Annotated in this window: 21 protein-coding genes; 16 read left to right on the plus strand and 5 right to left on the minus strand. The window is 61.2% G+C overall.

Annotated elements, in window-relative coordinates; genetic code table 11:
- Positions 1-42: 42 nt before the first annotated feature.
- From RX328_RS30995 to RX328_RS31040, 10 genes are all read left to right on the plus strand, one after another.
- Complete coding sequence (locus RX328_RS30995; RefSeq protein ID WP_213253229.1) at positions 43-1,398, plus strand: formimidoylglutamate deiminase; 1,356 nt, start codon at positions 43-45, stop codon at positions 1,396-1,398.
- The gene (hutC, locus tag RX328_RS31000; protein WP_213253230.1) at positions 1,395-2,138 is read left to right on the plus strand and encodes a histidine utilization repressor; all 744 of its coding nucleotides are present in this window, start codon (positions 1,395-1,397) and stop codon (positions 2,136-2,138) included. The genes RX328_RS30995 and hutC overlap by 4 nt, the downstream gene beginning before the upstream one ends.
- Before the next feature lie 111 nt (positions 2,139-2,249).
- Complete coding sequence (locus tag RX328_RS31005; RefSeq protein ID WP_213253231.1) at positions 2,250-3,194, plus strand: ABC transporter substrate-binding protein; 945 nt, start codon at positions 2,250-2,252, stop codon at positions 3,192-3,194.
- An 84-nt stretch (positions 3,195-3,278) separates the two neighbouring features.
- On the plus strand, positions 3,279-4,052 hold the full coding sequence (locus RX328_RS31010) for an ABC transporter permease (RefSeq protein ID WP_213253243.1): 774 nt from the start codon (positions 3,279-3,281) through the stop codon (positions 4,050-4,052).
- Positions 4,049-4,834 (plus strand): ABC transporter ATP-binding protein, encoded by a 786-nt coding sequence (locus RX328_RS31015; protein ID WP_213253232.1) that lies wholly within the window; start codon positions 4,049-4,051, stop codon positions 4,832-4,834. Before RX328_RS31010 ends, RX328_RS31015 begins: the two co-directional genes overlap by 4 nt.
- Before the next feature lie 182 nt (positions 4,835-5,016).
- Positions 5,017-6,300, plus strand: a complete 1,284-nt coding sequence (locus RX328_RS31020; protein WP_213253233.1) for a cystathionine gamma-synthase family protein — start codon at positions 5,017-5,019, stop codon at positions 6,298-6,300.
- 128 nt (positions 6,301-6,428) lie between these two features.
- Entirely contained in the window at positions 6,429-7,517 is a 1,089-nt protein-coding gene (locus tag RX328_RS31025; RefSeq protein WP_213253234.1) for a mandelate racemase/muconate lactonizing enzyme family protein, read from the plus strand.
- Between the two features lie 421 nt (positions 7,518-7,938).
- A complete protein-coding gene (locus RX328_RS31030; protein WP_213253235.1) occupies positions 7,939-8,391 on the plus strand; it encodes a (2Fe-2S)-binding protein in 453 nt (150 codons plus the stop codon).
- Between the two features lie 2 nt (positions 8,392-8,393).
- Complete coding sequence (locus tag RX328_RS31035) at positions 8,394-10,712, plus strand: xanthine dehydrogenase family protein molybdopterin-binding subunit (RefSeq protein ID WP_317258543.1); 2,319 nt, start codon at positions 8,394-8,396, stop codon at positions 10,710-10,712.
- A 55-nt stretch (positions 10,713-10,767) separates the two neighbouring features.
- A complete protein-coding gene (locus tag RX328_RS31040; RefSeq protein WP_213257595.1) occupies positions 10,768-11,031 on the plus strand; it encodes a hypothetical protein in 264 nt (87 codons plus the stop codon).
- Between the two features lie 87 nt (positions 11,032-11,118).
- On the opposite strand, the gene RX328_RS31045 is transcribed toward RX328_RS31040, so the two are convergent.
- Positions 11,119-12,846: a methanol/ethanol family PQQ-dependent dehydrogenase gene (locus RX328_RS31045; protein ID WP_317258542.1), complete on the minus strand. Its 1,728-nt coding sequence runs from the start codon at positions 12,844-12,846 to the stop codon at positions 11,119-11,121.
- Between the two features lie 66 nt (positions 12,847-12,912).
- Positions 12,913-13,506, minus strand: coding sequence for a ubiquinol-cytochrome c reductase iron-sulfur subunit (locus RX328_RS31050; RefSeq protein WP_213252398.1), 594 nt, complete (start codon positions 13,504-13,506; stop codon positions 12,913-12,915).
- Positions 13,507-13,934: 428 nt separating this feature from the next.
- Between RX328_RS31050 and RX328_RS31055 the strand changes: the two genes are divergently transcribed.
- Positions 13,935-15,245 carry an ABC transporter substrate-binding protein gene (locus RX328_RS31055; protein WP_213252292.1) on the plus strand — a complete coding sequence of 437 codons (1,311 nt, stop codon included), beginning with the start codon at positions 13,935-13,937 and terminating at the stop codon, positions 15,243-15,245.
- A 230-nt stretch (positions 15,246-15,475) separates the two neighbouring features.
- Here RX328_RS31055 and RX328_RS31060 read toward each other — a convergent pair whose 3' ends face one another.
- Both RX328_RS31060 and RX328_RS31065 read right to left on the minus strand, forming a co-directional pair.
- A complete protein-coding gene (locus RX328_RS31060; protein ID WP_213252293.1) occupies positions 15,476-16,645 on the minus strand; it encodes a Gfo/Idh/MocA family protein in 1,170 nt (389 codons plus the stop codon).
- 176 nt (positions 16,646-16,821) lie between these two features.
- Positions 16,822-17,244 carry a DUF6766 family protein gene (locus RX328_RS31065; protein WP_213252294.1) on the minus strand — a complete coding sequence of 141 codons (423 nt, stop codon included), beginning with the start codon at positions 17,242-17,244 and terminating at the stop codon, positions 16,822-16,824.
- 182 nt (positions 17,245-17,426) lie between these two features.
- Between RX328_RS31065 and RX328_RS31070 the strand changes: the two genes are divergently transcribed.
- The 5 genes from RX328_RS31070 (at position 17,427) to RX328_RS31090 (ending at position 23,084) form a co-directional block, all read left to right on the plus strand.
- Positions 17,427-18,080 (plus strand): cytochrome c oxidase assembly protein, encoded by a 654-nt coding sequence (locus RX328_RS31070; RefSeq protein WP_213252295.1) that lies wholly within the window; start codon positions 17,427-17,429, stop codon positions 18,078-18,080.
- A gap of 2 nt (positions 18,081-18,082) precedes the next feature.
- Positions 18,083-19,213 (plus strand): c-type cytochrome, encoded by a 1,131-nt coding sequence (locus RX328_RS31075; RefSeq protein WP_213252296.1) that lies wholly within the window; start codon positions 18,083-18,085, stop codon positions 19,211-19,213.
- A 77-nt stretch (positions 19,214-19,290) separates the two neighbouring features.
- Positions 19,291-20,214, plus strand: coding sequence for a cytochrome c oxidase subunit II (gene coxB, locus RX328_RS31080; RefSeq protein ID WP_249726518.1), 924 nt, complete (start codon positions 19,291-19,293; stop codon positions 20,212-20,214).
- On the plus strand, positions 20,215-22,737 hold the full coding sequence (gene ctaD / locus RX328_RS31085) for a cytochrome c oxidase subunit I (protein WP_213252297.1): 2,523 nt from the start codon (positions 20,215-20,217) through the stop codon (positions 22,735-22,737).
- Positions 22,734-23,084 carry a hypothetical protein gene (locus RX328_RS31090; protein WP_213252298.1) on the plus strand — a complete coding sequence of 117 codons (351 nt, stop codon included), beginning with the start codon at positions 22,734-22,736 and terminating at the stop codon, positions 23,082-23,084. The genes ctaD and RX328_RS31090 overlap by 4 nt, the downstream gene beginning before the upstream one ends.
- Before the next feature lie 22 nt (positions 23,085-23,106).
- On the opposite strand, the gene RX328_RS31095 is transcribed toward RX328_RS31090, so the two are convergent.
- Positions 23,107-24,297, minus strand: a complete 1,191-nt coding sequence (locus RX328_RS31095) for a fumarylacetoacetate hydrolase family protein (RefSeq protein ID WP_213252299.1) — start codon at positions 24,295-24,297, stop codon at positions 23,107-23,109.
- Positions 24,298-24,472: the final 175 nt, after the last annotated feature.

Genomic DNA, 24,472 nt, shown 5'->3' on the forward strand with positions numbered 1-24,472 from the left:
ACATAAAATCGTGTGGGTGTTCTGTCCAGCCGGTTTCGAAACATGTCGACACTGCATTTCGCATCAGCGCTGCTCCCCTCGGGGTGGGCCGATGACGTGCAGGTGGTGGTGACGGATCAGACCATCACGAAGGTTACCGTCGGCGTTGCGCCGGGGCAGGCCGAACGCCATAAGCTGGCAATTCCCGGCATCGCGAGCCTGCATAGCCACGCGTTCCAGCGTGGCATGGCGGGACTCGCCGAAACGCGCGGCGATTCCGAAGATACGTTCTGGACATGGCGCGAGACCATGTATCGCTTCGCGCTCGAAATGACACCGGAAGACGTCGAAGCCGTCGCCACGCTGCTGTATGTCGAGATGCTCGAGCAAGGCTATACGCGCGTTGGCGAATTCCACTATCTGCATCACGACCGCGACGGCGCGCCCTACGGCAATCCTGCGGAGATGGCGACGCGAATTGTGCGGGCCGCCGAAATCTCCGGCATCGGGCTGACGCTGCTGCCGAGTTTCTATGCACACAGTTCGTTCGGCGGGGCGGCACCGCATCCCGGTCAGCGCCGGTTCATCTGCTCGATCGACCAGTTTGCCAAACTGACTGACGCTACGCGGACAGCTGTCCGCGCGTTGCCCGGAGCAAATGTCGGCATCGCCCCGCATAGCCTGCGCGCCGTGGCGCCGGACGAATTGGCGGCCATCGCGCCACTGGCCGAAGCCGGGCCGGTGCATATCCATGCCGCCGAACAGATCAGGGAAGTCGAGGAATGCATCGCCTGGTCGGGCCGGCGGCCGGTTGAGTGGCTGCTCGAACATGCGCCTGTCGATCAACGCTGGTGCCTTATCCATGCGACCCATATGACCACGACGGAAACCACCGCGCTTGCAAGAAGTGGTGCGGTCGCCGGACTCTGCCCGGTCACCGAAGCCAGCCTTGGCGACGGGATTTTTCCGGCCCGAGAATTCCTCGGTGCCGGCGGGCGGTTCGGTATCGGTACGGATTCCAACGTGCTGGTCGGCGTCACCGACGAATTGCGTCAGCTCGAATATGGCCAACGCTTGAAACACCGTGAGCGCAACGTGCTGTCCACCGGTCCTGGCCTGTCGACCGGCCGCGCGCTGTTTGACGCCGCGCTCACCGGCGGCGCCCAGGCGCTCGCGCAGCGAACCGTGGGAATCCAGGCAGATGCACGTGCCGAGATCGTGACCCTCGACACCACTCATCCTTCGCTCGCCGGGCGCCGGGGGGATGCCGTCCTCGACGGCTGGATTTTTGCAGCGGGCGCAAGTGCCGTCGAGACGGTCTGGGCCGGCGGCACCAAAGTCGTTGAGAAAGGACGTCACAGGCTCCGCGAGAGCGCGCGTGATACGTTCAACGCAGCGGTGCGGAGGCTCGTGGCATGAGCCTCGCCACCGATCGCGGCAAACTCCAACCGGCCGACAAGCCGACGCTGTACAAGCAGATCCGGATCGACATCGAGCGCCGCATCCTGACCGGAGAATGGCCGCCCGGTCACCGCATCCCGTTCGAGCACGAGCTGATGTCGCGCTATGGCTGCTCGCGCATGACAGTGAGCAAGGCGCTGTCGGAACTTGCGCAAGCCGAGCTTATCGAGCGGCGGCGCAAGGCCGGCAGCTTTGTACGGCGTCCCACATTTCTGTCGGCGGTGCTCAAGATCGCCGATATCCGCGCGGAAATAAGCGCGCTCGGCCGCAGTTATGGCTATGAGTTGATCCACTGCTCGCGGCGCACCGCAAACGCCGCCGACCGCGCACGCCTTGGCGCAGGGAAAACCGGAAAGGTGATCGCGATTGCCTGCCGTCACAGCGCCGACGACGTACCTTTCGCCATCGAGGACCGGTTGATCGATCTCGACGCCGTGCCCGAAGCCGCTGCGGCGGATTTTGCAAGCGAGCCGCCCGGCTCGTGGCTGCTTCACCATGTGCCATGGACGGAAGCCGAGCATTCGATCAGCGCCGTCGTGGCTGACGAACAGGCCGCGGCGGCGCTGGATATCGCGATCGGCGCCCCTTGCTTGGTGATCGATCGGCATACTTGGCGCAGCGCCCGGCCGCTGACGGCCGTGCGCCTGCTCTATCCGGGCGAGTCCCATAAACTGGTTGCTCGCTTCAAAGGCGGCTGAGAGGGATAACGATGCACGCAGGATTTGGCACAAGCTATGCAGCAGTTTTTGCAACAGCTTCGCCGCAACGAGTGTGAAGACCAGTCAATGAACCAGCAAAGGGGTACAGCCATGCGTAGTTTTGGAATTTTCGCGGCAACCGCCGCTCTCCTGGTGGCCGCACCGGCCGCCGCCCAGGACGTGAAGGTCGGCATCGGTATTTCCGGATGGACCGGTTTTGCACCGCTCACGCTCGCAAATCAGGCGGGCATCTTCAAGAAGAACGGGCTAGATGTGACGATCAAGAAGATCCCGCAGAAGGATCGTCATCTGGCCATCGCCTCAGGCGACATCCAGTGCGCGGCGACCACTGTCGAGACATGGATATCCTGGAATGCCAGTGGCGTTGCTACCAAGCAGATCTTCCAGCTCGACAAGAGCTACGGCGCCGATGGCATGGCGACGCGAAACGACATCGCTTCGATCAAGGACCTGAAGGGCAAGACGGTTGCCGCGTCCGCGCCGGGCACCTCGCCCTATTTTGCCTTGGCCTGGATGCTCAAGAAGAACGGCCTCACGGTCAAGGATGTCACGATCGTGAACCTGGAGCCGGCGGCGGCGGCACAGGCATTCGTCTCCGGCCAGAACGATGCGGCCATGACCTATGAGCCATACCTCTCGACAGTGCGTGCGGCGCCCGACAAGGGCAAGATCATTGCAACGACGCTCGACTATCCGATGGTCATGGACACGTTCGGCTGCACGCCGAAATTCCTGACCGAAAACCCGAAAGCCGCACAGGCACTGGCCGACAGTTATTTCGAAGCGCTGGAGATGATCGCAAAGGACCAGGCCAAGTCGTACGAGATCATGGGCGCCGACGTAAAACAGTCCGCTGAGCAGTTCGGGAATTCGGCCAAATTTCTGCGCTGGCAGGACAAGGCGGCGAACCAGAAATTCTTCGCGGGCGAATTCCTGACCTTCAACAAGGAAGCTGCAGACCTGTTGCTCGAGATCGGCGTCATCAAATCGGTGCCGAAGATCGACGATCTCTTCGACGCCAGCTTCATCAAGTAGCTTCGGTTTGCATCGGTCCCGCTATCAGTCGTGAGAGCGGGACCACCGCGGTCAGCGCACCGCTTTTTAGGATATGCCCCCGTGATACGTCCCCTGGATCCCGTGACATCGAGGCAGCGCGCGGCCTATGGCCTGGCGTTCTTCGTCCTTTTCGTTGCCGTGTGGGCTTGGGCGACCTTTGGCGGCTACGTCTCCAAGACATTTCTCGCCAACCCGTTGACCATGCTGCAGGAAGGTTGGGAGCTGCTGACAAAGCACGGCTTCCTGTTCGACATCGGCATGACGATCTGGCGCGTCGTCGGCGGCTTTGTGCTGGCGGCCATCATCGCCGTGCCGCTCGGCGTTGTGATGGGGGCGTACAAGCCGATCGAAGCTTTCCTGGAGCCGTTCGTCTCGTTTGCCCGCTACCTGCCCGCCTCGGCCTTCATCCCGCTGTTGATCCTGTGGGCAGGCATCGGCGAACTGCAGAAGCTCCTGGTTATTTTCATTGGCTCGGTCTTCCAGAGCATTCTGATGGTGACCGTGACAGTCGGAAATACGAGGCGTGACCTCGTTGAAGCCGCCTACACGCTGGGCGCCAGCGACCGCGGCATCATCAACCGGGTGCTGCTGCCCTCCTCTGCCCCCGAGGTCGCGGAGATCCTTCGGCTCGTACTCGGCTGGGCCTGGACCTACGTCATCGTCGCCGAGCTGATCGGTTCATCATCGGGCATCGGCCACATGATCACCGACAGCCAAGCCCTGCTCAACACCGGCCAGATCATCTTCGGCATCATCGTGATCGGGCTGATCGGCTTGGTGTCGGACTTTCTGTTCAAGGCCTTCAACGCCTGGCTGTTTCCGTGGAAACTGGCATGACTGAGCTGAAAATCGATCAGGTCGCCCGCACCTTCCCCGCGCAGCAAGGCCATGCGCCGACACGGGCGCTGGAGCCGATCGACCTCAACGTCGGCAACAATGACTTCGTTACCATTCTCGGCCCGTCGGGCTGCGGAAAATCGACGCTGCTGCGCATCGTCGCCGGACTTGACCGGCCGACCAGCGGCCGGGTCATTCTTGACGGGCAAGAGGTCACTGGCCCTGGCGCCGATCGCGGCATGGTATTTCAGTCCTACACGCTGTTTCCATGGCTGACCGTGCGCGAAAACATCGCGTTCGGCCTGCGCGAACGCGGTGTTTCCGAAGCGGATCGCGGCAAGACCGCCGACGGCTTCATCCAACGGGTCGGCCTATCGGGGTTTGAGAATCATTGGCCGAAGCAACTCTCCGGCGGCATGCAGCAACGCACGGCGATCGCGCGGGCACTTGCCAACGATCCAAAAATCCTGTTGCTCGACGAGCCGTTCGGCGCACTAGATAATCAAACTCGCGTGCTGATGCAGGAAATGCTGCTTGGCATCTGGGAGCGCGACCAGAAAACCGTGCTGTTCGTTACCCACGATATCGAGGAAGCGATCTTTCTCGGCAGCCGCGTGATCGTCATGAGCGCTCGTCCGGGCCGTATCAAGGCCGAGATCGCGGTCGATCTACCCCACCCGCGATCTTACAAGATCAAGACCACGCCCGAATTCGTCAGCCTGAAGGAACGGCTCGTCGAAGAGATCCGCGCCGAGGCGTTGAAGGTTGCGGTTCATGCCTGACGATCGCGCACTACGAAATCCCCCTCGGATGCGGTGAAATCAGTCCCGAACTTTGCTACGCTGATCCCTGACAACGTTAACTGGAGCCGCTGGATACGATCGCATCCATCACTCCTGATCGCCTCGCGATTGCGCACCTCCAACGCAGCGCGACGTTCCGCATCCCGACAGGGAGACAGCCCATGGTGAAACCGTTTCCGTCCAAGACCCACATCGGCAACCACATGCTGCATCCGGAAACGCTGATGCTGAACTACGGGTACGATCCGCAATTGTCGGAAGGAGCCGTCAAACCACCGGTCTTCCTGACCTCGACCTTCGTCTTCAGGACCGCCGAAGACGGACAGGACTTCTTCGATTACGTTGCGGGCCGGCGCGAGCCGCCCGAGGGGATGGGCGCTGGGCTGGTTTACTCGCGTTTCAATCATCCCAACAGCGAGATCGTAGAGGACAGGCTCTCGGTCTACGAGCGCGCCGAGAATTGCGCGCTGTTCTCTTCGGGCATGGCCGCGATTTCGACCACAATCCTGGCCTTCGTCCGCCCTGGCGACGTCATTCTGCACTCGCAGCCGCTGTATGGCGGGACGGAGACTCTGTTTGCGAAGACGCTTGCGAACCTCTCCATCGGCGCGGTGGGCTTTTCCGACGGCATCGACGAAACCGCAATGAGAGCGGCAGCGGAGGACGCCAGGCGCAAAGGCCGGGTCGCGATGATTTTCATTGAGACGCCGGCCAATCCCACCAACGGCCTGGTCGACATAGCGATGGTCCGCCGCGTCGCCGAGACGATCGGCCGGGCCCAGGGGAATACGCCGATCATCGCATGCGATAATACGTTGCTCGGACCGGTGTTTCAGAGACCGATCGAACACGGTGCGGATCTTTCGCTGTACTCGCTGACCAAATATATCGGCGGTCATTCCGACCTGATCGCAGGCGCTGCGCTCGGCTCAAAGGCGCTCATGAAAGACGTCAAGGCGTTGCGAGGCGCGATTGGCACCCAACTGGACCCCCATTCCTGCTGGATGATCAGCCGGTCGCTCGAAACGCTGGGCCTCCGCATGGAGAAAGCTGACGCAAACGCGCGGCTCGTCGCGGACTACCTGCGCGACCACCCAAAAGCGGCCACGGTCCATTACCTCGGTCATCACGATGAGCAATCCCCCGCCGGCCGCCTGTTTGCCCGGCAATGCACTGGTGCGGGCTCGACATTCTCCTTCGACATCGTCGGCGGCCAAGCCGCCGCATTCAAATTCCTGAACGCCCTGCAGATCCTCAAGCTGGCGGTGAGCCTGGGCGGCACGGAATCGCTTGCTAGCCTGCCCGCGAGCATGACCCACTCCGGCGTTCCGGCTGACATCCGTCAGAAAATAGGCGTTCTCGACTGCACGATCCGGCTGTCGATCGGTATCGAGCACCCATCCGATCTGATCGCTGATATCGCACAGGCCTTGAACGCGGCTTAGCAGCACGCAACGCGTCGAGGACAACGAACGAACCGACTGCGAGGCGGTTCCCATCCGGGGCGCTGCAAGCAATTGCTAAGCCGGCAAGATCGACTTAACGTCAATGAAAAAGACCGGGTGGAAACACAATGGCGCTTATCAAGACAACCGAGGCCGGACTCTACCGGATCCCCCTGCCCGTTACCCTCTCCGACAGCACGCACGGCGAACTCAAAGCCTTCGAACTGGTGACATGTCGTGTTCGCGATTCCGACGGGGCCGAAGGTGTCGGCTATACCTACACCGTCGGCCGCAATGGCGGCGCGATTGCCGACATCCTCCGGCGGGAGATCCCCGAACTGATCGAGGGCCGCGAAGCCGATGACACCGAAGCCATCTGGCATCACGTCTGGTGGAGCTTGCATTACGGCGGACGCGGCGGACCGCCGGTGCTTGCGCTCTCGGCGCTCGATATTGCCCTGTGGGACCTGAAGTCGCGCCGCGCCAATCTACCGCTGTTTCGCATGTTAGGCGGCTTCGACGCACGCGTGCCCTGTTACGCCGGCGGCATCGACCTCGATCTGTCCATCGAGCAGCTCTTGAAGCAAACTGACGACAATCTCGCCAAGGGCTTTCGCGCGATCAAGATGAAGGTAGGCCGCCCCGATCTCGCATCCGACGTCGCGCGGATGCGGGCGATGCGCCAACATCTTGGTGACGGCTTTCCGCTGATGGCGGATGCCAACATGAAATGGACGGTCGAGGAAGCCATCCGCGCGGCACGCGCGCTGCAACCCTACGATCTCACCTGGCTCGAAGAACCCATCATTCCCGACGATATTGCCGGCCACGCCCGCATCATGGCTGCCGGCGGCGTTCCGATCGCGGCCGGCGAAAACCTGCGCACGCTATGGGAGTTCAAGAACTATATCGCGGCCGGCGCGGTGTCCTATCCCGAGCCCGACGTCACCAATTGCGGCGGGGTTACAGCTTTCATGAAGATCGCGCGGCTGGCGGAAGCGTTCAATCTACCGGTTACGAGCCACGGCGCACATGACGTTACCGTGCATTTGCTCGCGGCCTGTCCGAACCGCTCCTATCTCGAAGCGCACGGATTTGGGCTCGATAGCTACATCGCGCACCCGCTTGCCCTCCAGGAAGGCATGGCATTGGCGCCGACGCGGCCCGGCCATGGACTAACATTCGACTGGAAAGGGCTGGCGCAGCTTGCAAGCTAGCGGGAGGGCCTAGCGGGGCGACGCGGTGCTGATCGCACCGGTCGGCCCGCGAACCCTTGCAAAGCGGGTTCTGCATAACAGCCGCCAGGAAAAACTGGCAGCTCCGCGGGGACGGCCCTCCTTTCGTCCAAAATAGAATGCAAAGACAACACGTTGTGAATTCGGTCCGGCGTGCTTTCTGATAGCGTCGTCAGGGCGCCCGTCTCGCCGCGCTGTCCTGTAAACACGACGAATGTCTAGGCAGGAGGATGGCCCACCAAAATTCAAAGCAAATCGTACAATTCAGCCAGCGGTTGCCAAGCAAGGCCGGCCCTCCGGCCACGCGATCAAACTCGTAAAGCAACGGTGTTGAGCGGTTAGGAAATATGTTCTCGCTCACGCCGAAGAAACATCAGCAGCTTATGAAGAGCGAGGAACGATCATGATCAAGGTGAAGATCAATAGCCAGGAGCATAGCTGGGACGGCGACCCGGATCTTCCATTACTCTGGTTTCTCCGCGATGAAGCCGGATTGACGGGCACGAAATACGGCTGCGGCCAGGCTCTCTGTGGCGCCTGCACCGTTATCGTCGACAAGCAGGCCGTCCGCGCCTGCATCACCTCGGTTTCCGACGTGGTCGGCCGGGAGGTCACCACCATCGAAGGCCTTCATCCGACCGGGGATCACGCGGTCCAGAAGGCCTGGCGGCAACTGAACGTTCCCCAATGCGGCTTTTGCCAGGCCGGCCAGATCATGCAGGCCGCCGCCCTTTTGATTGAAAATCCAAAACCCAATCACGACCAAATACGCGAAGCGATGGCGGGCAATATCTGCCGTTGCGGCACTTACCAGCGCATCGAAAACGCCGTGCGTCTCGCATCGACGGGGGTGTGATCATGAATGTCCTCACCAATCCCAGAAAGCTCCGTGGTTTTGAGCGGTACATCAAAATCGACAACGTCTCACGCCGCAGCATCCTGAAGGGCCTCGGCCTGGCCGGCGGCTTCGTTTTGGCCGCGCCTGTGATGTCACGCCCAGGCTTTGCCGCGTACCAGACCGGCGCGGACAAGATGCCGCACGGTGTCGTGGTGGACCCGCGCGTCTTCGTTTCTGTTGCATCCGACGGAACGGTGACGATCGTCGCGCATCGCGCCGAGATGGGAACCGGTGTCCGCACCAGCCTGCCGATGATAGTCGCCGAAGAGATGGAAGCCGACTGGTCGCGCGTTCGCGTCCAGCAGGCGCCTGGCGACGAGGTCAAGTTCGGCAACCAGGATACCGATGGATCGCGCAGCACGCGGCATTACCTGATGCCAATGCGCCAGATCGGCGCCTCGGCCCGCACCATGCTCGAAACAGCCGCGGCGAAACGCTGGGGCGTGCCGGCAACCGAGGTGAAGGCCGTCAATCACGAGGTCGTCCATAGTGCAAGCGGACGCCGCATTGGCTTCGGAGACTTGGCGGCCGATGCTGCCAAGGGGTCGGTGCCGAGTGTCGAAGGCCTGAAGCTGAAAGATCCGAAGGACTTCCGCTATCTCGGCAAGGGCGCGATCGGCATTGTCGACCTTCACGACATCACGGTGGGCACCGCGCGTTACGGCGCCGACGTCCGCCTGCCCGGCATGAAATATGCCGTCATTGCCCGGCCGCCGGTGACCGGCGGCAAGGTCGTGTCGTTCGAGGGGTCGGAAGCGATGAAGGTTTCCGGCGTCGAGAAGGTCCTGGAGGTCAAGGGCTGGCCGTGGCCCTCAAAATTCCAACCGCTCGGCGGGGTCGCCGTAATCGCGCGCAACACCGGCGCGGCCATCAAGGGACGTGACGCGTTGAAGATCGTTTGGGATGACGGGCCAAACGGCAAATACGACTCGGTCGCCTACCGGGCTCAGCTCGAGGGAGCAGCGCGCAAGCCCGGCCTGGTCGTGCGCAAGGAAGGCGACGTGGACGCCGCCTTGAAGAGCGCCGACAAGGTGATCGTGGGTGAGTACTACCTGCCGCATCATGCCCACGTCGCCATGGAGCCGCCGGTCGCGGTTGCGGACGTCAAGGGCGACAGGGCCGAGATCTGGGCGCCGGTGCAAAGCGCGGGCGGAACGCGCGAAGACGTCGCCAAGACGCTCGGCATTCCCCAGGAGAACGTCACCGTCAATGTCACGCTGCTCGGCGGCGGCTTCGGGCGCAAGTCGAAGTGCGATTTCGCCATCGAAGCGGCGCTGCTTTCAAAGGAGCTCGGCGCTCCTGTCAAGGTGCAATGGACCCGGGAAGACGACGTTCGCAACGGCTTCCTGCACACCGTCTCGGTGGAACGCATCGAGGCCGGTCTCGACAAGAACGGCAAGGTGACGGCCTGGCGGCATCGCAGCGTCGCGCCGAGCATCGCCTCGACATTTGCCGCCGGTGCGCTGCATCAGGCACCGTTTGAACTCGGCATGGGGCTGGTCGACATGCCCTTCGAGATCGCCAACGTCCAGTGCGAAAATCCGGAAGCGGCCGCGCATACCCGCATCGGCTGGTTCCGCTCGGTATCGAACATTCCCCGCGCGTTTGCGGTGCAGTCCATGGTCGCCGAAATCGCCCACGCCACCAAACGCGATCAAAAGGACATGCTGCTGGAGCTGATCGGCTCTCCGCGGATCGTCAAGCTCGATTCCGTGAAAGACCTCTGGAACTATGGCGAGCCCTATGACAGCTATCCGATCGACACCGCGCGTCTTCGCAAGGTCGTCGAGCTCGTCGCGGACAAGGGCGGCTGGGGACGATCCGTGCCCAAGGGCCACGGGCTCGGCATTGCCGTGCACCGCAGCTTCGTCAGCTATATCGCGACCATTGTCGAGGTAGCAATCGACGATAAGGGCAAGCTCACCGTGCCCCGCGTGGATACCGCGATCGATTGCGGAACCTACGTCAATCCGGAGCGGATCCAGGCGCAGATGGAAGGCGCTGTGATCATGGGCCTGAGCTTCGCCAAAACTGGCGCGATCACCTTCAAGGACGGCAAGGTACAACAGGGCAATTTCGACGATTTCCCGGTGCTCCGGATCGACGAATCCCCTGCCGTGACCAACGTCTATATCGTGCCTCCCGGACCGGACACGCCGCCCAGCGGCGTCGGTGAGCCGGGCGTGCCGCCCGTTGCGCCGGCGCTGATCAACGCGATCTTCGCCGCGACCGGCAAGCGCATCCGCGCACTGCCGATCGGCAAGCAATTGGAAGCGTAAGGAGGAACGTTAGACCGCACGGGCCGTTTTCGTTGATCTAGGAGGAGCCAGACCGATGAAACCCAACTCAACGGCGCTCGCGGTGTCGCTGCTGTCGAGCGTGCTTCTGTTGACTGCCCAGGCGGCGACCGCTCAAACCACGTCGCCGCCGCCCGCGACCGCAACGCGGCCAGCAACAACACCGCCGGGGCAAACCTCGATGCCAAGCGAAAGCCCACCGGCCACGACAACGCAGACCACCGGCGAAGCCAGCCGGGATCCGATGATCAAGCAAATGAACGAAGACGAAAAGCGGAAGGTCGAGACCAAGGGCAAATAAAAACAAGCCAACCTGAAAGCGGCGGACGTTCGTCCGCCGCTTTTTTCGCGCCGCTCCGTTGCCGTCTCGGCAAATTGCCTCTGGCGGTTACTTCTTGAGGGCAAACACCCAGACGACGCCGCCCTGCGGCACGTTGTTCTCGATACCGATGTTGTTGGTCGTCAGCGCGTCCTGGATGCGCTGGGCGTCTACACCCCACCCGGACTGGATCGCGATATACTGTGTCCCGTCCACTTCGTAGGCGACCGGCATGCCCATGATGCCGGAATTGGTCTTCTGCTCCCAAAGCAGTTCGCCGGTCTTGGCGTGGAAGGCGCGGAACATCCGGTCGTTGGTACCTCCGACAAAGATCAGGTCGCCCGCGGTCGCCGTCACCGACCCAAACAGGTGCGATCTGGGGAAAAGATGCGACCACACCTTCTTTCCCGTCGCCGGATCCCACGCCTGCAGCTCACCAAAATGCGTGGCGCCGGCGCGAACCTTCAGACCGATATCTTCGGGCTTGGTCCCGAGCCAAAGCTGACCGGGCACCAACGGCACCTTCTCGCCGGTAAAGCCGCCGCAGAAATTCTCGTTGGCGGGAATATAGACCAAGCGGGTCTTCGGACTATAGGCCGCCGACGGCCAGTCCTTGCCGCCCCATAACGACGGACAGAACTCAACCCGCTTGCCCATAACCGGCTTGTGAGCCGGATCGACGATCGGCTTGCCCGTCTCGGGCTCAATGCCCTTCCAGACGTCGGTATAGACATAAGGCCAGCCGGCCACATACTTGATGCTGTCCGGCTTGCGCTCGAGTACCCAGAAGATCGCGTTGCGTCCCGGATGGATGAGGCTCTTGAAGATGCGACCATCCCGCTGCAGGTCGATCAGCATTGGCGCATCCACCTCGTCCCAATCCCAGGAATCGTTCTGATGGTACTGGAAATAGGTTTTGATCTTGCCGCTATCCGGGTCGAGCGCTAGCACCGAGGTTGTGTAGAGATTGTCGCCGGGGTGAGTATCTCCCGGCCACGGGGCGGCGTTGCCGGTGCCCCAGTAAATGGTCCGGGTGTCGGGATCGTAGTTGCCCGTCATCCACGCAGAGCCGCCGCCCGTTTTCCAGTCGTCGCCGCTCCAGGTCTCGTGGCCCGGTTCGCCTGGGCCGGGAATGGTGAAGGTCCGCCACAATTCTTTGCCGTTATTGGCATCATAGGCGACGACATAGCCGCGCACGCCGAATTCACCGCCGGCGGCACCGACGATAACCTTGCCATCGACAACCAGCGGCATCAGGGTCAGGTACTGACCCTTTTTGTAGTCCTGGACTTTGGTATCCCACAGGACCTTGCCGGTTTTGGCATCGAGCGCGACCACATGGTCATCCGTTGTAGCCAGGTACAGCTTGTCCTGCCACAATCCCACCCCGCGGTTGGTCGGGTGCAATTGGAAGAGATCGTCGGGGAGCTGGCGTTTGTAACGCCAGTACTCATCGCCTGTCTTGGCGTTGAGGGCGATCACCTGGCCCTGTGGGGTGGCGACGAACATCACGCCATTGTTTACGATCGGCGGCGCCTCGTGCCCCTCAATCACGCCGGTCGAGAAGGTCCACACCGGCACCAGGTCTTTTACGTTCGAAGTATTGATCTGGTCGAGCGGGCTGTATCCCTGGCCGTCATAGGTTCGGCGATAGAGCATCCAGTTGCCGGGTTCCGGGTTCTTCAGGCGGTCGGCGGTCACCGGGGTGTATTTCTCAATCGGGCCGGCAATGGCAGCGATTGAAAACAGGCACGTGGACGCAACAAAGCTCGACAATAGCCATTGCTTCATGGTCATGGACGCTAGCTCCCTGTTTGTTTTCTTCATCTTTTTTAGTCGTGCGGCATCTGATGCGGGCGGCCGTCACCCTCCTTGCTGTGCTCCTACCTTTCCAACGAATGTCGCAGCTATGGTGAGCGAGCCGTCGGCTATTACCAGCGGGAGTGCCGCAAGGCGCCGCGGCGCTGGTCCAAACACCACTTGCGCGCTTTGCCGGGGGTCGAACTCGGAATTATGGCAAACGCACTTAAGGACGTCCTTGTCGCCCTGCGCTGCCTTCCCCCACGCCGTGATGGGGCACCCGGCATGGGAACAAATTACCGAATACGCAACGATGCCGTCGGCCGACCGCGGGCGCGTGCTGTCATCAAGTTCGGCTGGATCAAGCTTTACGACTACCACCTCATTCAACCGCGAGCCTTTGCGGACCACTGAGGTTTTGGGATCCTTTGGCCAGGCGCGGACGGCTGGTCCGCCGGGTTTTAGATCCTGCGGCTTGATCACTTCACCCGCATGATCTCCTTCGGCGAAGACCAGGACGTCGGCCTTTTGAGGTCGCAGGTCGCTGCCAGGGGCGTCCTCTTCGGCAGCGGCCGATCGAGGCGCCGATGCGTGCACCGCACTTGCGAGGGCGGTCAGGAGGATTGTGCGCCGAGTCTGGTCTGAAGGCGATGACATTTTCGTCTCGCTTTCTGCACTGATGCCATGGAGTGATGGCGGATGCGCGATGGTTTGACAAACTGAAAGGCTGAACTCGGCCAAAAAGAGGCGGCGTACAAATTTTGTTAGGCGTGGCCTTCGTCTTTAAAAATTCACGCGGTTTGTCCGACGCAACTGCAGCAAACTGCACTATGCCGCGTTCCAGACGCTGCGCGAGATCGGCAAACCTCGCCGCCCAAAGCGGGCAGTTTCCGACACAAATACTTTCCGGCGCAGGTAGCTTCACCATCCCACTGGCGAGCGGCATCAACGGACCGCGACGTACGCGGCCTTATACGTTGAAGCGACGAATGTGCGCCGGTTGACTTCTCGCTGTATTCTCCAAATACTTGGCCGAGAACTGGAAAAACCAGTCCCGGCGATAACGATATTCAGGGGAGGACACGATGCCGACTTCACGCAGAACACTGCTGAAGACTTCTGCGGCGGCCGCCGCTGCATTCAGTTTCGATTGGAGCCGCGCGCAGGCGCAAGCTGAGACGGTACGCATCGGTCTGATCTACGACTTGACGGGCCCCTTTGCCGCCGGCGGGTCGGTCGCCTCCTCCATCGGCGCGCAGATTGCCATCGACCTCGTGAACGAAAAGGGCGGCATCGGCGGCAAGTACAAGGTCTCCCCTGTCGCTGCCGATTCCCAGAGCAAGCCGGATGTGGCGATCAATGAAGCCAATCGCCTGATCGACCAGGAGAAGATCGACATCATCAACGGTGTCTACGCGAGTTCGCACGCGGTCCCGCTCGCGGCCAAGGTCGAACAGCAGAAAAAGATCCTCTGGATCACGACTGCGGTTTCGACCGCCGTATTCAAGGACAAGAACCTGCAATACGTCTTCCGCGCACAAATTCATTCCGACCAGTATGGCCAGGCTTTTGCGAGCTTCATCAGCGAGCACGCCAAAGCCAAGCTCGGCATGGAGCCCAAGGACGTCAAGGTGGCGCTGATTCACGAGGACGGCCCTTACGGGGTCGGCGTTGCCGTGGCCGACGAAGCCTATGCGAAGGAGGCCGGCCTGCAAGTCGTGCTCAAGGAAGGCTATTCAGCGTCGGCCCCCGACCTGTCGGTGTTGGTGACCAAGATCAAGCGCGCCAGGGCTGACGTGATTTCCCATGCCGGATACAATCCGGACATCACTCTGTTCCTGCGCCAAGCGCGGGAGAACGGCCTCAAGTTCAAGATGCTGTTCGGCGCCGGCGCAGGCTACAGCCAGCTCGACAAGTTGCGCGCGACCTTCGGCGCGGACATCGACAATTTCTGCAACATCGATCCGGTGCCGGCGCAATTGCTCGATCCCGCAAAACTCGCGCCCGGCATCGGCGATCTCACCAAGATCATGGTCGCGCGCTACAAAGAGAAAACCAGCGCGACCGACGTTCCGCCGCATTGTTCGATGGGTTTCAACCAGACCTGGATCCTGCTCAACAACGTGCTGCCGGTGGCGAAGGAAAAATACGGCGGCTTCGATCCCGAAGCGGTTCGCAAGGCGGCACTCGACGTGGACATCCCGCCGGGCGGCACTATCCAGGGCTACGGCGTGAAATTCTATCGGCCCGGTACGCCGCTCTCCGGCCAGAACGAGCGCTCAACCCCGGTCGTGATGCAAAATGCCGGCGAGCATATCTCGGTGGTCTGGCCCACCAGCATCAGGACGCGGGATCCAGTGTTCCCGCTGCCGAAGTCATCGGTCTATGCGGCGTAAGGGCTGAAATGATCTAATCAGTCTGTTCGCGATCGCGGTCTTACCTATCCCGCTTGCGAGCCCTTGCGAGGGAGGTCGTATCGCTTCGAAGATGCGATACGGGTGGGGAAATTCTCTCCACACGAACAGTGTGACTCGCTGCGGCACCCCCACCCCAACCCTCCCCGCGAAGAGCGGGAGAGGGAGCGCAGTTCTTTCGCGGCTAGTATTCGACCTCATCTCGTCACGGCTCACAGCGTGACGCGCCGTCCCTCCTCAGCTGCCCAATAGCCGGCGTAGTTGACTTTGATCGTCTCAAACGCCAGCGCCAGATCGGAGAGCGGTTGCCGGCCGCTGGCGACGCACTCCATGAAGTCCTGGATTTCCTGCGTATAGCCGCGCGTCCATTCCTCCTCAAGACAGACATATTGCCAGCCGGTCTTGCGGTCGACCTTTTCGGTGATATAGACGCCGGCAAGCTTCTCCTCACTGGTCTGGTAGCTCATCATGTGCGTGTTCGGCGTGATGTTGGCGAATAGCGAGCCGCCGCTGGTATAGGTCTCGATCAGGTTGCGGACGCCACCCATGATCATGTCGCCGGAAAGCACCGTCGCCTTGGTGCCATCGGAGAAGGTCACCGTGAGCGTGCCCCAATCCTCGACGTCGACCGGATTGGCCTTGATGTAGGTACGCTCCTCCGGTTTGAGGATAGCCGTCACATTGCCGACGTCACACGTCACGCTCGCAACGCCAATCGTCTCACCGCGAGCCTTCGCCTCAACCTGCTTAAGATAAAGCACCGCCGAAAGCGGATGGCATCCCATCCGGATCAGCGAGCCGCCGCCGGTCATCGCCCATTGCGCGGCGTGCGCCGCGTGCGAGCCGGAGTGGCTCTCCTCCCCCTTCATGAACAGGATTTTGTCTTTCGTGGCCTTGAGGATCTCGGCGGTCTTGGTCACTGCCGGCGCATAAATCCAGTCCTCCGCATACATGAAGAGCTTGCCGGTCCTGTTGATCGCCGCACGGGTCTGCGCCATTTCGTCCAGCACGCGCTCATACATTAATGCCTTCGGCACGTGCTTACCGATCGGCGCCCTGTCGCCATCCCGGCCGAAATAGCCGGCGAATGGCTTTTCGCAGATAACGTGTTTGCCGGCCTGCATCGCATCGACAATCATCGAAGTGTGCAAATTGGGTGGCGTGCAGATGTCGATCACATCGAGCTCGCCGTCGGCGATCAGATCGACAAAGCTGCGGTATACCGCCGGGATCTGGTGACGATTGGCAAACTCGAGGACATAACTGCCCCTCGCTGCAACAGCCCTGACCTCGACATCCAGGCCATAAACGCGCCGATAGGCGTGCATGTGCAGCTCGGACACGAAGCCGCAGCCGGCCAGACCGATCCTGATTTTCGCCATTGCGGATACATCCCGGGTTGTCGTTGGTCAGGATCGTACAACAGGGAATTAGGGCGAGTCACTCTCGTAGGGTGGCGCGTCACATGAGCCGGCCCGTATCTGATGCGCTCACGGATATTAATACCGCTATGCGAGCTCGACATGCACAAGAAACGTGCGGCCGGCCGACGGTGGGCTCAGCTATGTCGACGCTCCAGCTTCCGTACAAAGCCGGAGTCCGTATGACGCCCTTCATACTCGTCATCGATTTCCTTCAGGAGGGTGTCGCCCTTCTTCGGCTCCACAGCAAGCAGTATAGCGTCGATCTTGGCCTCTATCCGGTCCTCGCCCTCCTTGGATTGCGGCGAGCCGACGTGCAACAAAATGGCCAGACCGGCCACCTGCCAAAGCAGTTGCAAAAACTCAGATTGCCAGTTCTCCAGCATGTCACGCATCATCTGCATGGTGTAGTCGCTGATTTCAACCGGCTGCTTGAGAGCAAGCTGCTCGTTCGCGTAGGCATACCAGCCGAATATCCAGTGACCGGTCAGCGTGATCAGAAATAAAGCCCCAGTAACCCAGGCGAACCCGTACCGCGTCCAGATCGATCTCCGAGCCATATCATGCTCCTGCTTCGCGCCTGCGAGCCATGAACGCCTCATCCTTCAATGCTGATTTGTTCCGTAAGTTCCCTTAGGTGCACTGCTGCGCCAAGCGACGCGCGAAGGGGAACATCTTTGGGAACTTAGACTTGATGTTTGGTGCCCGTTGAGGGCGATAAGCCAGACCGTTGAACGTCCGGATGACCAGTCCCGCCATCGCGAGCGCTACTGCCGTTCTCTTGACTGGGGCGGCGGTGCTTTTGGTTTACGATCTGGGTCATTTCTCGACCCATATGGTGCTGCACATCGCGTCGATGAATATCATCGCGCCCTCAGTCGCCGCGCTGATCGTTACTCGCCGGCACATCGGCAGCACCCGACCGTTTTGGCTTTGGACCGCGACTTTCCTTCAGATTGTTCTGCTCTGGACGTGGCATTCCCCCGCGGTCTATGACCTTCTCCTCCGGTCTCCGGGGGCTGGGTTGACGTTCCACGCAACGTTATTGTTAGCTGCGCTCTTCTTCTGGCTGTCCCTGCTGACAACTTCCGCCGCATCGCGGTGGCAGACAATTCCGGCGCTCCTGCTTACTGGAAAACTGACATGTCTGCTTGCGGCGCTGCTCATCTTCGCGCCGAGAACGCTCTATGGGTTCGCGAGCCATCTTGGTGACGCTCCTGAACATTTCTCATTGTTTCACGCGCTGGAGGATCAACAGCTAGCCGGCCTGCTCATGATCACAGCCTGTCCCCTGAGCTATCTGGTCGCGGCCGTGATCATCACCGTGCAGTTATTAACACGCGCGGAAACATCGGCGGCTCCCATGCCGGACGGCAGGCTCCTCATCGGCCGTTAGCGATGTCCCTGGTTTCACGCCCACGCCTGATACGAACCATCCGTTTCATTCTCTATGGTCTGGTTGCAATCGCGCTCGGCGGCTTTCTCTTCGCATGGTCCGGTCTTTACAGCGTTGCAGCAAGTCGTGGCCACTTCGCGCTGACCAACGCCATCCTTACATTCGGAATGCGTAATTCCGTAAAGACTCATGCGCTTGGCATCGAGGCTCCGCAAACCTACAGCAACGACCTCTCGACACTCGGCGCCGCTCATTTCCACGATGGATGCGCCTATTGCCACGGCGCACCAGGCGTTCCGATCGACCCGATCGCACAAAGCATGTTGCCTCCTCCACCTGACCTTTCGAAGGCGGTGCCGGATTGGCGCGATCGGGAGCTGTTCTGGATTGTCAAACATGGCATCAAGTACACCGGCATGCCGGCTTGGGTCGCGCCGCAGCGCGACGACGAAGTATGGGCGGTGGTCGCATTTCTCAAGCGACTTCCCACCCTTGATGCGGCCGGCTATCGCGAACTGGCGCTTGGCGGGTTGTCAATTCGACCGCAGATTGGGAGGGAGATCGCCACCACTGAGGATACCTCGAGGGCGATGAGCGCCTGCGCGCGCTGTCATGGTGCGGACCGCCGCGGACCGAAAAGCCACCTGGTACCGGTGCTGCACGGCCAGCCCGCCGAGTTTCTGATTGCGGCGCTGGAAGACTTTGCCGCGGGCCGTCGCGCGAGCGGCATCATGCAGCCGGTGGCAAGCGGACTGTCCCCCGCCGAACGCGAGCGGGTAGCACGCTACTATGCGACGCTTGCGCGACCGGGCGCGCCGAACCGATTGGAGAACGTTACGGCCGTCGAGCGTGGGCGCGAACTCGCGACGCGGGGGGATCCGAATGCAAGAATTCCCCCATGCATGAATTGTCACAGCGCCTCAGCGCTCAACGCGTATCCGCGTCTTTCGGAACAGCATGCCGCCTACATCGTCAATAGGCTGCGGAATTGGAAGAAGGGAATTACATCCCCCTCAGCAACCGATGCGATTATGGCGCCTATCGCCCGGTCTCTAAACGAGCAGCAGATCGACGATGTCGCGGCCTATTTTGCATCGACAAGCGCGTCAATTTCCAAAGAAGAGAATCAATGATACCGGCCCGACCATGCTGGTACCTGCTCGGCGCCTCTATGCTTCTCGGCGGATGTACCAGCGATGTTCAATCGGTGATGAATCCGAGCAGTCACCAGGCAGTGCAGATTGCTGAATTAGCCTGGTTTCTGTTCGGGTTCGGGACATTCGTGCTCGTCCTCGTGATCGTGACGTTATTGCTCGCCGTCCGCGGATCATTGCGAATACGCCAAGCGCTGGCGCGAGAGAGCACTGTGATCTGGCTCGGCATTGCCTTTCCTGCCGTGACGCTGACGGTGCTTCTGGTCTATGGCGTTTGGGTGACGCGTTCGCACCTCAACCTGCCTCAAGGCGGCAACACCATCAGCATCGAGGTGGTCGGAGAGCAATGGTGGTGGCGCGTCATGTACCACGCTCCTACTGGTCCACAGATTGCCAGCGCCAATGAAATTCGTATTCCGGTTGGATCTCCGGTCACATTGAAACTCAGGGCCGCTGACGTCATTCACAGTTTCTGGGTGCCGAGCCTTGGTGGAAAGGTCGACATGATCCCGGGGCGCACAACTCAGTTGCAGCTCACTGTCGATCGGCCGGGGGTCTATCGCGGACAATGCGCCGAGTATTGCGGCGGGCCTCATGCCCTCATGGCCCTGGACGTGATCGCCATGTCTTCATCCGATTATGCGGCCTGGCTCGAGCGTGCGGCGACGGTGCCCGCGACGCCCGAGACCGACATCGGCTTGCACGGAAGATCGATTTTCCTCGCGGCCGGTTGCGGCGCATGTCACACGGTGCGCGGCACCGCTGCCGCAGGCTCGGTCGGTCCGGATCTGACGCATATCGGCGCGAGACGCTCAGTCGGCATCGATACCCTGCCGCTGACCCGCGAAAACCTGATGCGCTTCATTGTCGATGGCCAGCACGTCAAGCCCGGAAATTTGATGCCTGAGTTTCGTGTCCTGCAGCCACAGCAACTGGAGGCGCTTGCTTCCTACCTTCTGAGCATCAAGGCAGCAGACTAGATGGCTGACGCAAGCTCCTACCCAAACACACTACCTCGGCCAAGCGAGGAATTGGCTCAGCTCGAAGCAATATGGGCTATGCCTAGAGGCTGGCGGATCGTCACTGACGTCAACAACACCGTGATCGGCCTTTTTTATGCCGGTACTGCTGTGCTGTTCTTCCTGTTGGCGGGCATCCTCGCACTGCTGATGCGCCTTCAGCTCGCGGTGCCCAGCAATACCTTCCTCAGCCAGAACACCTACAATCAGATCTTCACGATGCATGGCACCGTGATGATGTTTCTGTTCGCCGTCCCCGTTGTCGAGGCAATGGGCATACTTTTGCTTCCCCAGATGCTCGGTGCGCGCGACCTGCCTTTTCCGCGACTCGGCGCTTACGCGTTCTGGGCCTATCTGGTCGGCGGTCTGATCTTCTTCAGCACGTTGTTCTTCGACCTCGCGCCAACGGGCGGCTGGTTCATGTATCCGCCGCTGACCAGTTCGCAGTTCTCGCCCGGACCGGGGGCGGACTTCTGGCTCCTGGGTATCGGTTTCATCGAGATCTCAGCGATCGCCGGTGCAATAGAAATCATCGTCGGCGTGCTGCGTACCCGCGCACCCGGCATGAGGCTTGACCAGATGCCGATATTTGCGTGGACGATGCTGATCTTCGCCGGCATGATCGTCTTCGCGTTCCCAGCCGTGATCCTTGCCACGCTGCTGCTCGAACTGGAACGCGCGTTCAATTGGCCTTTCTTCATCGCCGCGAGGGGCGGCGATGCGTTGCTCTGGCAGCATCTTTTCTGGTTCTTCGGACATCCGGAAGTATACATCATTTTCCTGCCGGCTGCCGGCATGGTGTCGATGATCGTGCCGACCATGTGCGGTACGCCACTTGTGGGCTATCGGCTTATCGTCGTGGCGCTGATCGCAACCGGCTTCTTCAGCTTCGGCTTGTGGGTCCACCACATGTTCACCACCGGAATTCCGGCGCTGTCGCTTAGTTTCTTTTCGGCCGCCAGTATGGCGGTGGCGTTACCAAGTGGCATTCAGGTTTTTGCGTGGATCGCGACAATCGCGTCAGGCCGCTTGCGGTGGACAACGCCGTCCCTGTTCGTGCTGGGCTTCCTGTTCATTTTCAGCCTCGGCGGTCTCACTGGCGTAATGGTCGCGATGGTTCCGTTCGACTGGCAGGCGCACGACACCTATTTCGTTGTCGCACATTTCCATTACGTGCTGGTCGGCGGAGTGGTGTTTCCGCTGTTCGGCGCATTTTACTACTGGGCGCCGGCATTTAGCCGTCTGGCACTGTCCGAGCGACTTGGAAAGTGGATCTTCTGGCTGATGTTCGCCGGCTTCAACGTCGCATTCTTTCCGATGCACCTCACCGGCCTGATGGGGATGCCGCGGCGCGTCTATACCTATCCGGCAGTTATGCAATGGGACGTGCTGAACATGATCTCCACGATCGGCGCCTTTCTGTTGGCCGCCGGCATTGCCATGTTTCTGGTCGACCTAATTCGCAACCTGCGTCCCGCCATGTCGAAACCAGCGGGCAATATTTGGGGAGGAGCAACCCTCGAGTGGCTGCCCAATAATGTCTATGGGCTCCGCAGCATTCCGGCCTTAACCAGTGCATACCCGCTGTGGCATCATCCGCAGCTAGCCAGGGAGGTCGAAGACGGACGGCATTTCTTGCCCGGCTCGATCACCGGTCTGCGCGAAACCATCGTCACCTCGCCCTTCGATGCAACCCCGCAGTACTTGCTCCGCCTTCCCGGCCCAGGCTGGACGCCGCTCTTGGCGGCGGTGCTCACGGCGGCCTTTTTCATGTTGCTCACCGTCAAGGCGGTGGTGCTTGCGCTGATCTGCGGGCTGCTCGGAATTGCGATGACGGTCGTGTGGATGTGGGGTAGCGACTTGAAGCCACTGCCACCCGTCGATATCGGAGCGAACCTCAAGCTCCCAACCTATGCAACCGGTTCGTTGTCGCATGCCTGGTGGGCCATGATCGTCCTGTTGTTGGTCGCCGGTTCGCTCTATCTCTCTTATGTGTTTTCCTACCTCTATTTGTGGACCGTCTCACCACAGGTTTGGCCGAGGCTTTCAGCGCTTGCACCGATCGCATACCCTGTCTTATCGGCTTTGCTGCTTGTTTTTGGCAGTGCGATCCTGGAAATCGCCCGACGTGTTTTACCCGGAAGGTCTCGCAGCAGTGGCGCCTTCGTAGGGTTTGCCGGTCTTGCCGCGGCCGCGCTTGCCGCCGCGCTGGTGATCGACGTGTTCGCGCAATGGCGGGCAGGGCTGCGCCCGGAATCCGATGCGCATGGTGCGATGGTCTATATGGCTGCCTTCCTGCAGGGGCAGTTAACCCTTGCGGTTCTGGCCGTGACGGGATTTGCGATTGCGCGCAGCTTCGCTGGCCGTCTTGATCGAAAACGACGCGTGGTCTTCGACAATCTGGGTCTGCTATATCACTACACGGTCGGCCAAGGCCTGCTGGGGCTTCTCCTCGTGCACGGATTTCCGAGGCTTGCGGGATGAGCCACACTTTCAAGCCATCTCTTGGCAATCTTCTGCTGGTGCTTGCGCCGCTCCTTATCTGGTTTGTGCATCTGACCATCGTCTACGCCGCCGAAGCGCTGATCTGCATTGGACCAGCGGCCGCAGCGGCTACCATGATGGCCTGCACGATTGCTCTCGCCACTGCCGCAGCTTTAACCGCCCTCCTCCTGACAGCATGGACGCTCCATCGCGGTAATACCCGGCATGCCCAGAGCCCCGGCAGCTCTCGGTTCCTGCTTGGCGTATCACACCTTCTGATTCTGCTTTCGCTCCTTGGGATAGCGTGGACGATCCTGCCGGCTATCTTCCTGCCCACTTGCGCATAGATTCCGAACTTTCTTCCGTCGGCTAGTTGCTGCTGCGGCCGACGCCCTTACGGCGCATCAATGCGACGAAGAGATCGGCCAAGCCGAACTGCCAGGGCTCGCAATCGCCGCTGTGACGCATCCGGTTGGTCAGCCGGCCAAGCTTCGGCGTGGCGACCGTCACCAGATCGCCTTCGACATGGGTGAACCCCTGCCCCTTCGCGGCGCGATCCTGAATCGGCGCGAACATCGTGCCGAGGAACAGCACAAAGCCGTCGGGATATTGATGGTTCTCGTTGATCGTCTGCCCGACGATGTCGGCCGGGTCGCGGCTGATCTGGGTCAGCGAGGATGCGCCGTGCAGCACAAAACCCTCCGGCCCCTTCACCTCCAGCGATATCTCCATTCTCCTGACGTCGTCGAGCGTGAATCCGGCGTCGAAGAACCGCACGAACGGACCGATCGCGCAGGAGGCATTGTTGTCCTTTGCCTTGGACAGAAGCAGCGCCGAACGCCCCTCGAAGTCGCGCAGATTGACATCGTTGCCGAGCGTGGCGCCGACGATGCGCCCATCGCTCGCCACCACCAGCACGACCTCCGGCTCCGGATTGTTCCAGGTCGATTTCGGATGCAGGCCCGCATCCATGCATGTACCGACCGCCGACAGCACGGGCGCTTTGGTAAACACCTCGGCGTCCGGCCCGATGCCGACCTCAAGATATTGGCTCCAGGCGTTCTGGGAAACCAGCACGTCCTTCACATGCTGCGCTTCGGCCGAGCCCGGCTTCAGTTGCGACAGGTCGGTACCGACGATCCGCGTCACCTCGGCCCGGATCGCCTCGGCCGAATCCGGATTGCCGCGCGCCCGCTCCTCGATCACCCGCTCCAGCATCGACACGGCGAACGTGACGCCGGCGGCCTTGATCACCTGCAGATCGATCGGGGCGAGCAGCCATGGCCTGGTCGGATCGCGGGTGTCAGGCGGCGTGTTGTTCAAGAGATCCTGCAGTGTGCCGACCCGCTCGCCACGCGCGGCGCGCAGCGCCTGGGCCGGATCGGCAGCGGCGGCAAGCTGGCTGGCAGTAGGGAAGTCCCCGGTGATGTCGAACACGCCGTCCTGGCGGATCGCGACCACCGACGGGCCGGCAAGATCGGGACGCCAGACGCGCCCCATCAGCGCGGCACCGGCGAAATCGTCGGGCAGAATGAAAGCGGCGTCGGTGACGATCGGCATCGTGGGAATCCTCGCAAGCATCTATGCGGTCAGCACCGTCCTTAGAAGGGAACCGCTCAATGGGTCAACACCTCCCGGGAATGTCCGTCCCCAGCATCGCGGCCGCCATGACAGGCCACCGCACCGCAGCATGCAAAATCAGACGATCGGTCAAGTGCAGCCGATTGCACGCCCT

Origin of the sequence: Bradyrhizobium sp. sBnM-33, from assembly GCF_032917945.1 — a bacterium.
In the GTDB taxonomy this organism is placed as follows: Bacteria; Pseudomonadota; Alphaproteobacteria; order Rhizobiales; family Xanthobacteraceae; genus Bradyrhizobium.

What these genes read in the sequence shown, in the direction of transcription:
- RX328_RS30995 (WP_213253229.1), top strand. Translation starts at nt 43, where the DNA reads ATGTCGACACTGCATTTCGCATCAGCGCTGCTCCCCTCGGGGTGGGCC.
- hutC (WP_213253230.1), top strand. Translation starts at nt 1,395, where the DNA reads ATGAGCCTCGCCACCGATCGCGGCAAACTCCAACCGGCCGACAAGCCG.
- RX328_RS31005 (WP_213253231.1), top strand. Translation starts at nt 2,250, where the DNA reads ATGCGTAGTTTTGGAATTTTCGCGGCAACCGCCGCTCTCCTGGTGGCC.
- RX328_RS31015 (WP_213253232.1), top strand. Translation starts at nt 4,049, where the DNA reads ATGACTGAGCTGAAAATCGATCAGGTCGCCCGCACCTTCCCCGCGCAG.
- RX328_RS31020 (WP_213253233.1), top strand. Translation starts at nt 5,017, where the DNA reads ATGGTGAAACCGTTTCCGTCCAAGACCCACATCGGCAACCACATGCTG.
- RX328_RS31025 (WP_213253234.1), top strand. Translation starts at nt 6,429, where the DNA reads ATGGCGCTTATCAAGACAACCGAGGCCGGACTCTACCGGATCCCCCTG.
- RX328_RS31030 (WP_213253235.1), top strand. Translation starts at nt 7,939, where the DNA reads ATGATCAAGGTGAAGATCAATAGCCAGGAGCATAGCTGGGACGGCGAC.
- RX328_RS31035 (WP_317258543.1), top strand. Translation starts at nt 8,394, where the DNA reads ATGAATGTCCTCACCAATCCCAGAAAGCTCCGTGGTTTTGAGCGGTAC.
- RX328_RS31040 (WP_213257595.1), top strand. Translation starts at nt 10,768, where the DNA reads ATGAAACCCAACTCAACGGCGCTCGCGGTGTCGCTGCTGTCGAGCGTG.
- RX328_RS31045 (WP_317258542.1), bottom strand. Translation starts at nt 12,846, where the DNA reads ATGACCATGAAGCAATGGCTATTGTCGAGCTTTGTTGCGTCCACGTGC.
- RX328_RS31050 (WP_213252398.1), bottom strand. Translation starts at nt 13,506, where the DNA reads ATGTCATCGCCTTCAGACCAGACTCGGCGCACAATCCTCCTGACCGCC.
- RX328_RS31055 (WP_213252292.1), top strand. Translation starts at nt 13,935, where the DNA reads ATGCCGACTTCACGCAGAACACTGCTGAAGACTTCTGCGGCGGCCGCC.
- RX328_RS31060 (WP_213252293.1), bottom strand. Translation starts at nt 16,645, where the DNA reads ATGGCGAAAATCAGGATCGGTCTGGCCGGCTGCGGCTTCGTGTCCGAG.
- RX328_RS31065 (WP_213252294.1), bottom strand. Translation starts at nt 17,244, where the DNA reads ATGGCTCGGAGATCGATCTGGACGCGGTACGGGTTCGCCTGGGTTACT.
- RX328_RS31070 (WP_213252295.1), top strand. Translation starts at nt 17,427, where the DNA reads ATGACCAGTCCCGCCATCGCGAGCGCTACTGCCGTTCTCTTGACTGGG.
- RX328_RS31075 (WP_213252296.1), top strand. Translation starts at nt 18,083, where the DNA reads ATGTCCCTGGTTTCACGCCCACGCCTGATACGAACCATCCGTTTCATT.
- coxB (WP_249726518.1), top strand. Translation starts at nt 19,291, where the DNA reads ATGAATCCGAGCAGTCACCAGGCAGTGCAGATTGCTGAATTAGCCTGG.
- ctaD (WP_213252297.1), top strand. Translation starts at nt 20,215, where the DNA reads ATGGCTGACGCAAGCTCCTACCCAAACACACTACCTCGGCCAAGCGAG.
- RX328_RS31090 (WP_213252298.1), top strand. Translation starts at nt 22,734, where the DNA reads ATGAGCCACACTTTCAAGCCATCTCTTGGCAATCTTCTGCTGGTGCTT.
- RX328_RS31095 (WP_213252299.1), bottom strand. Translation starts at nt 24,297, where the DNA reads ATGCCGATCGTCACCGACGCCGCTTTCATTCTGCCCGACGATTTCGCC.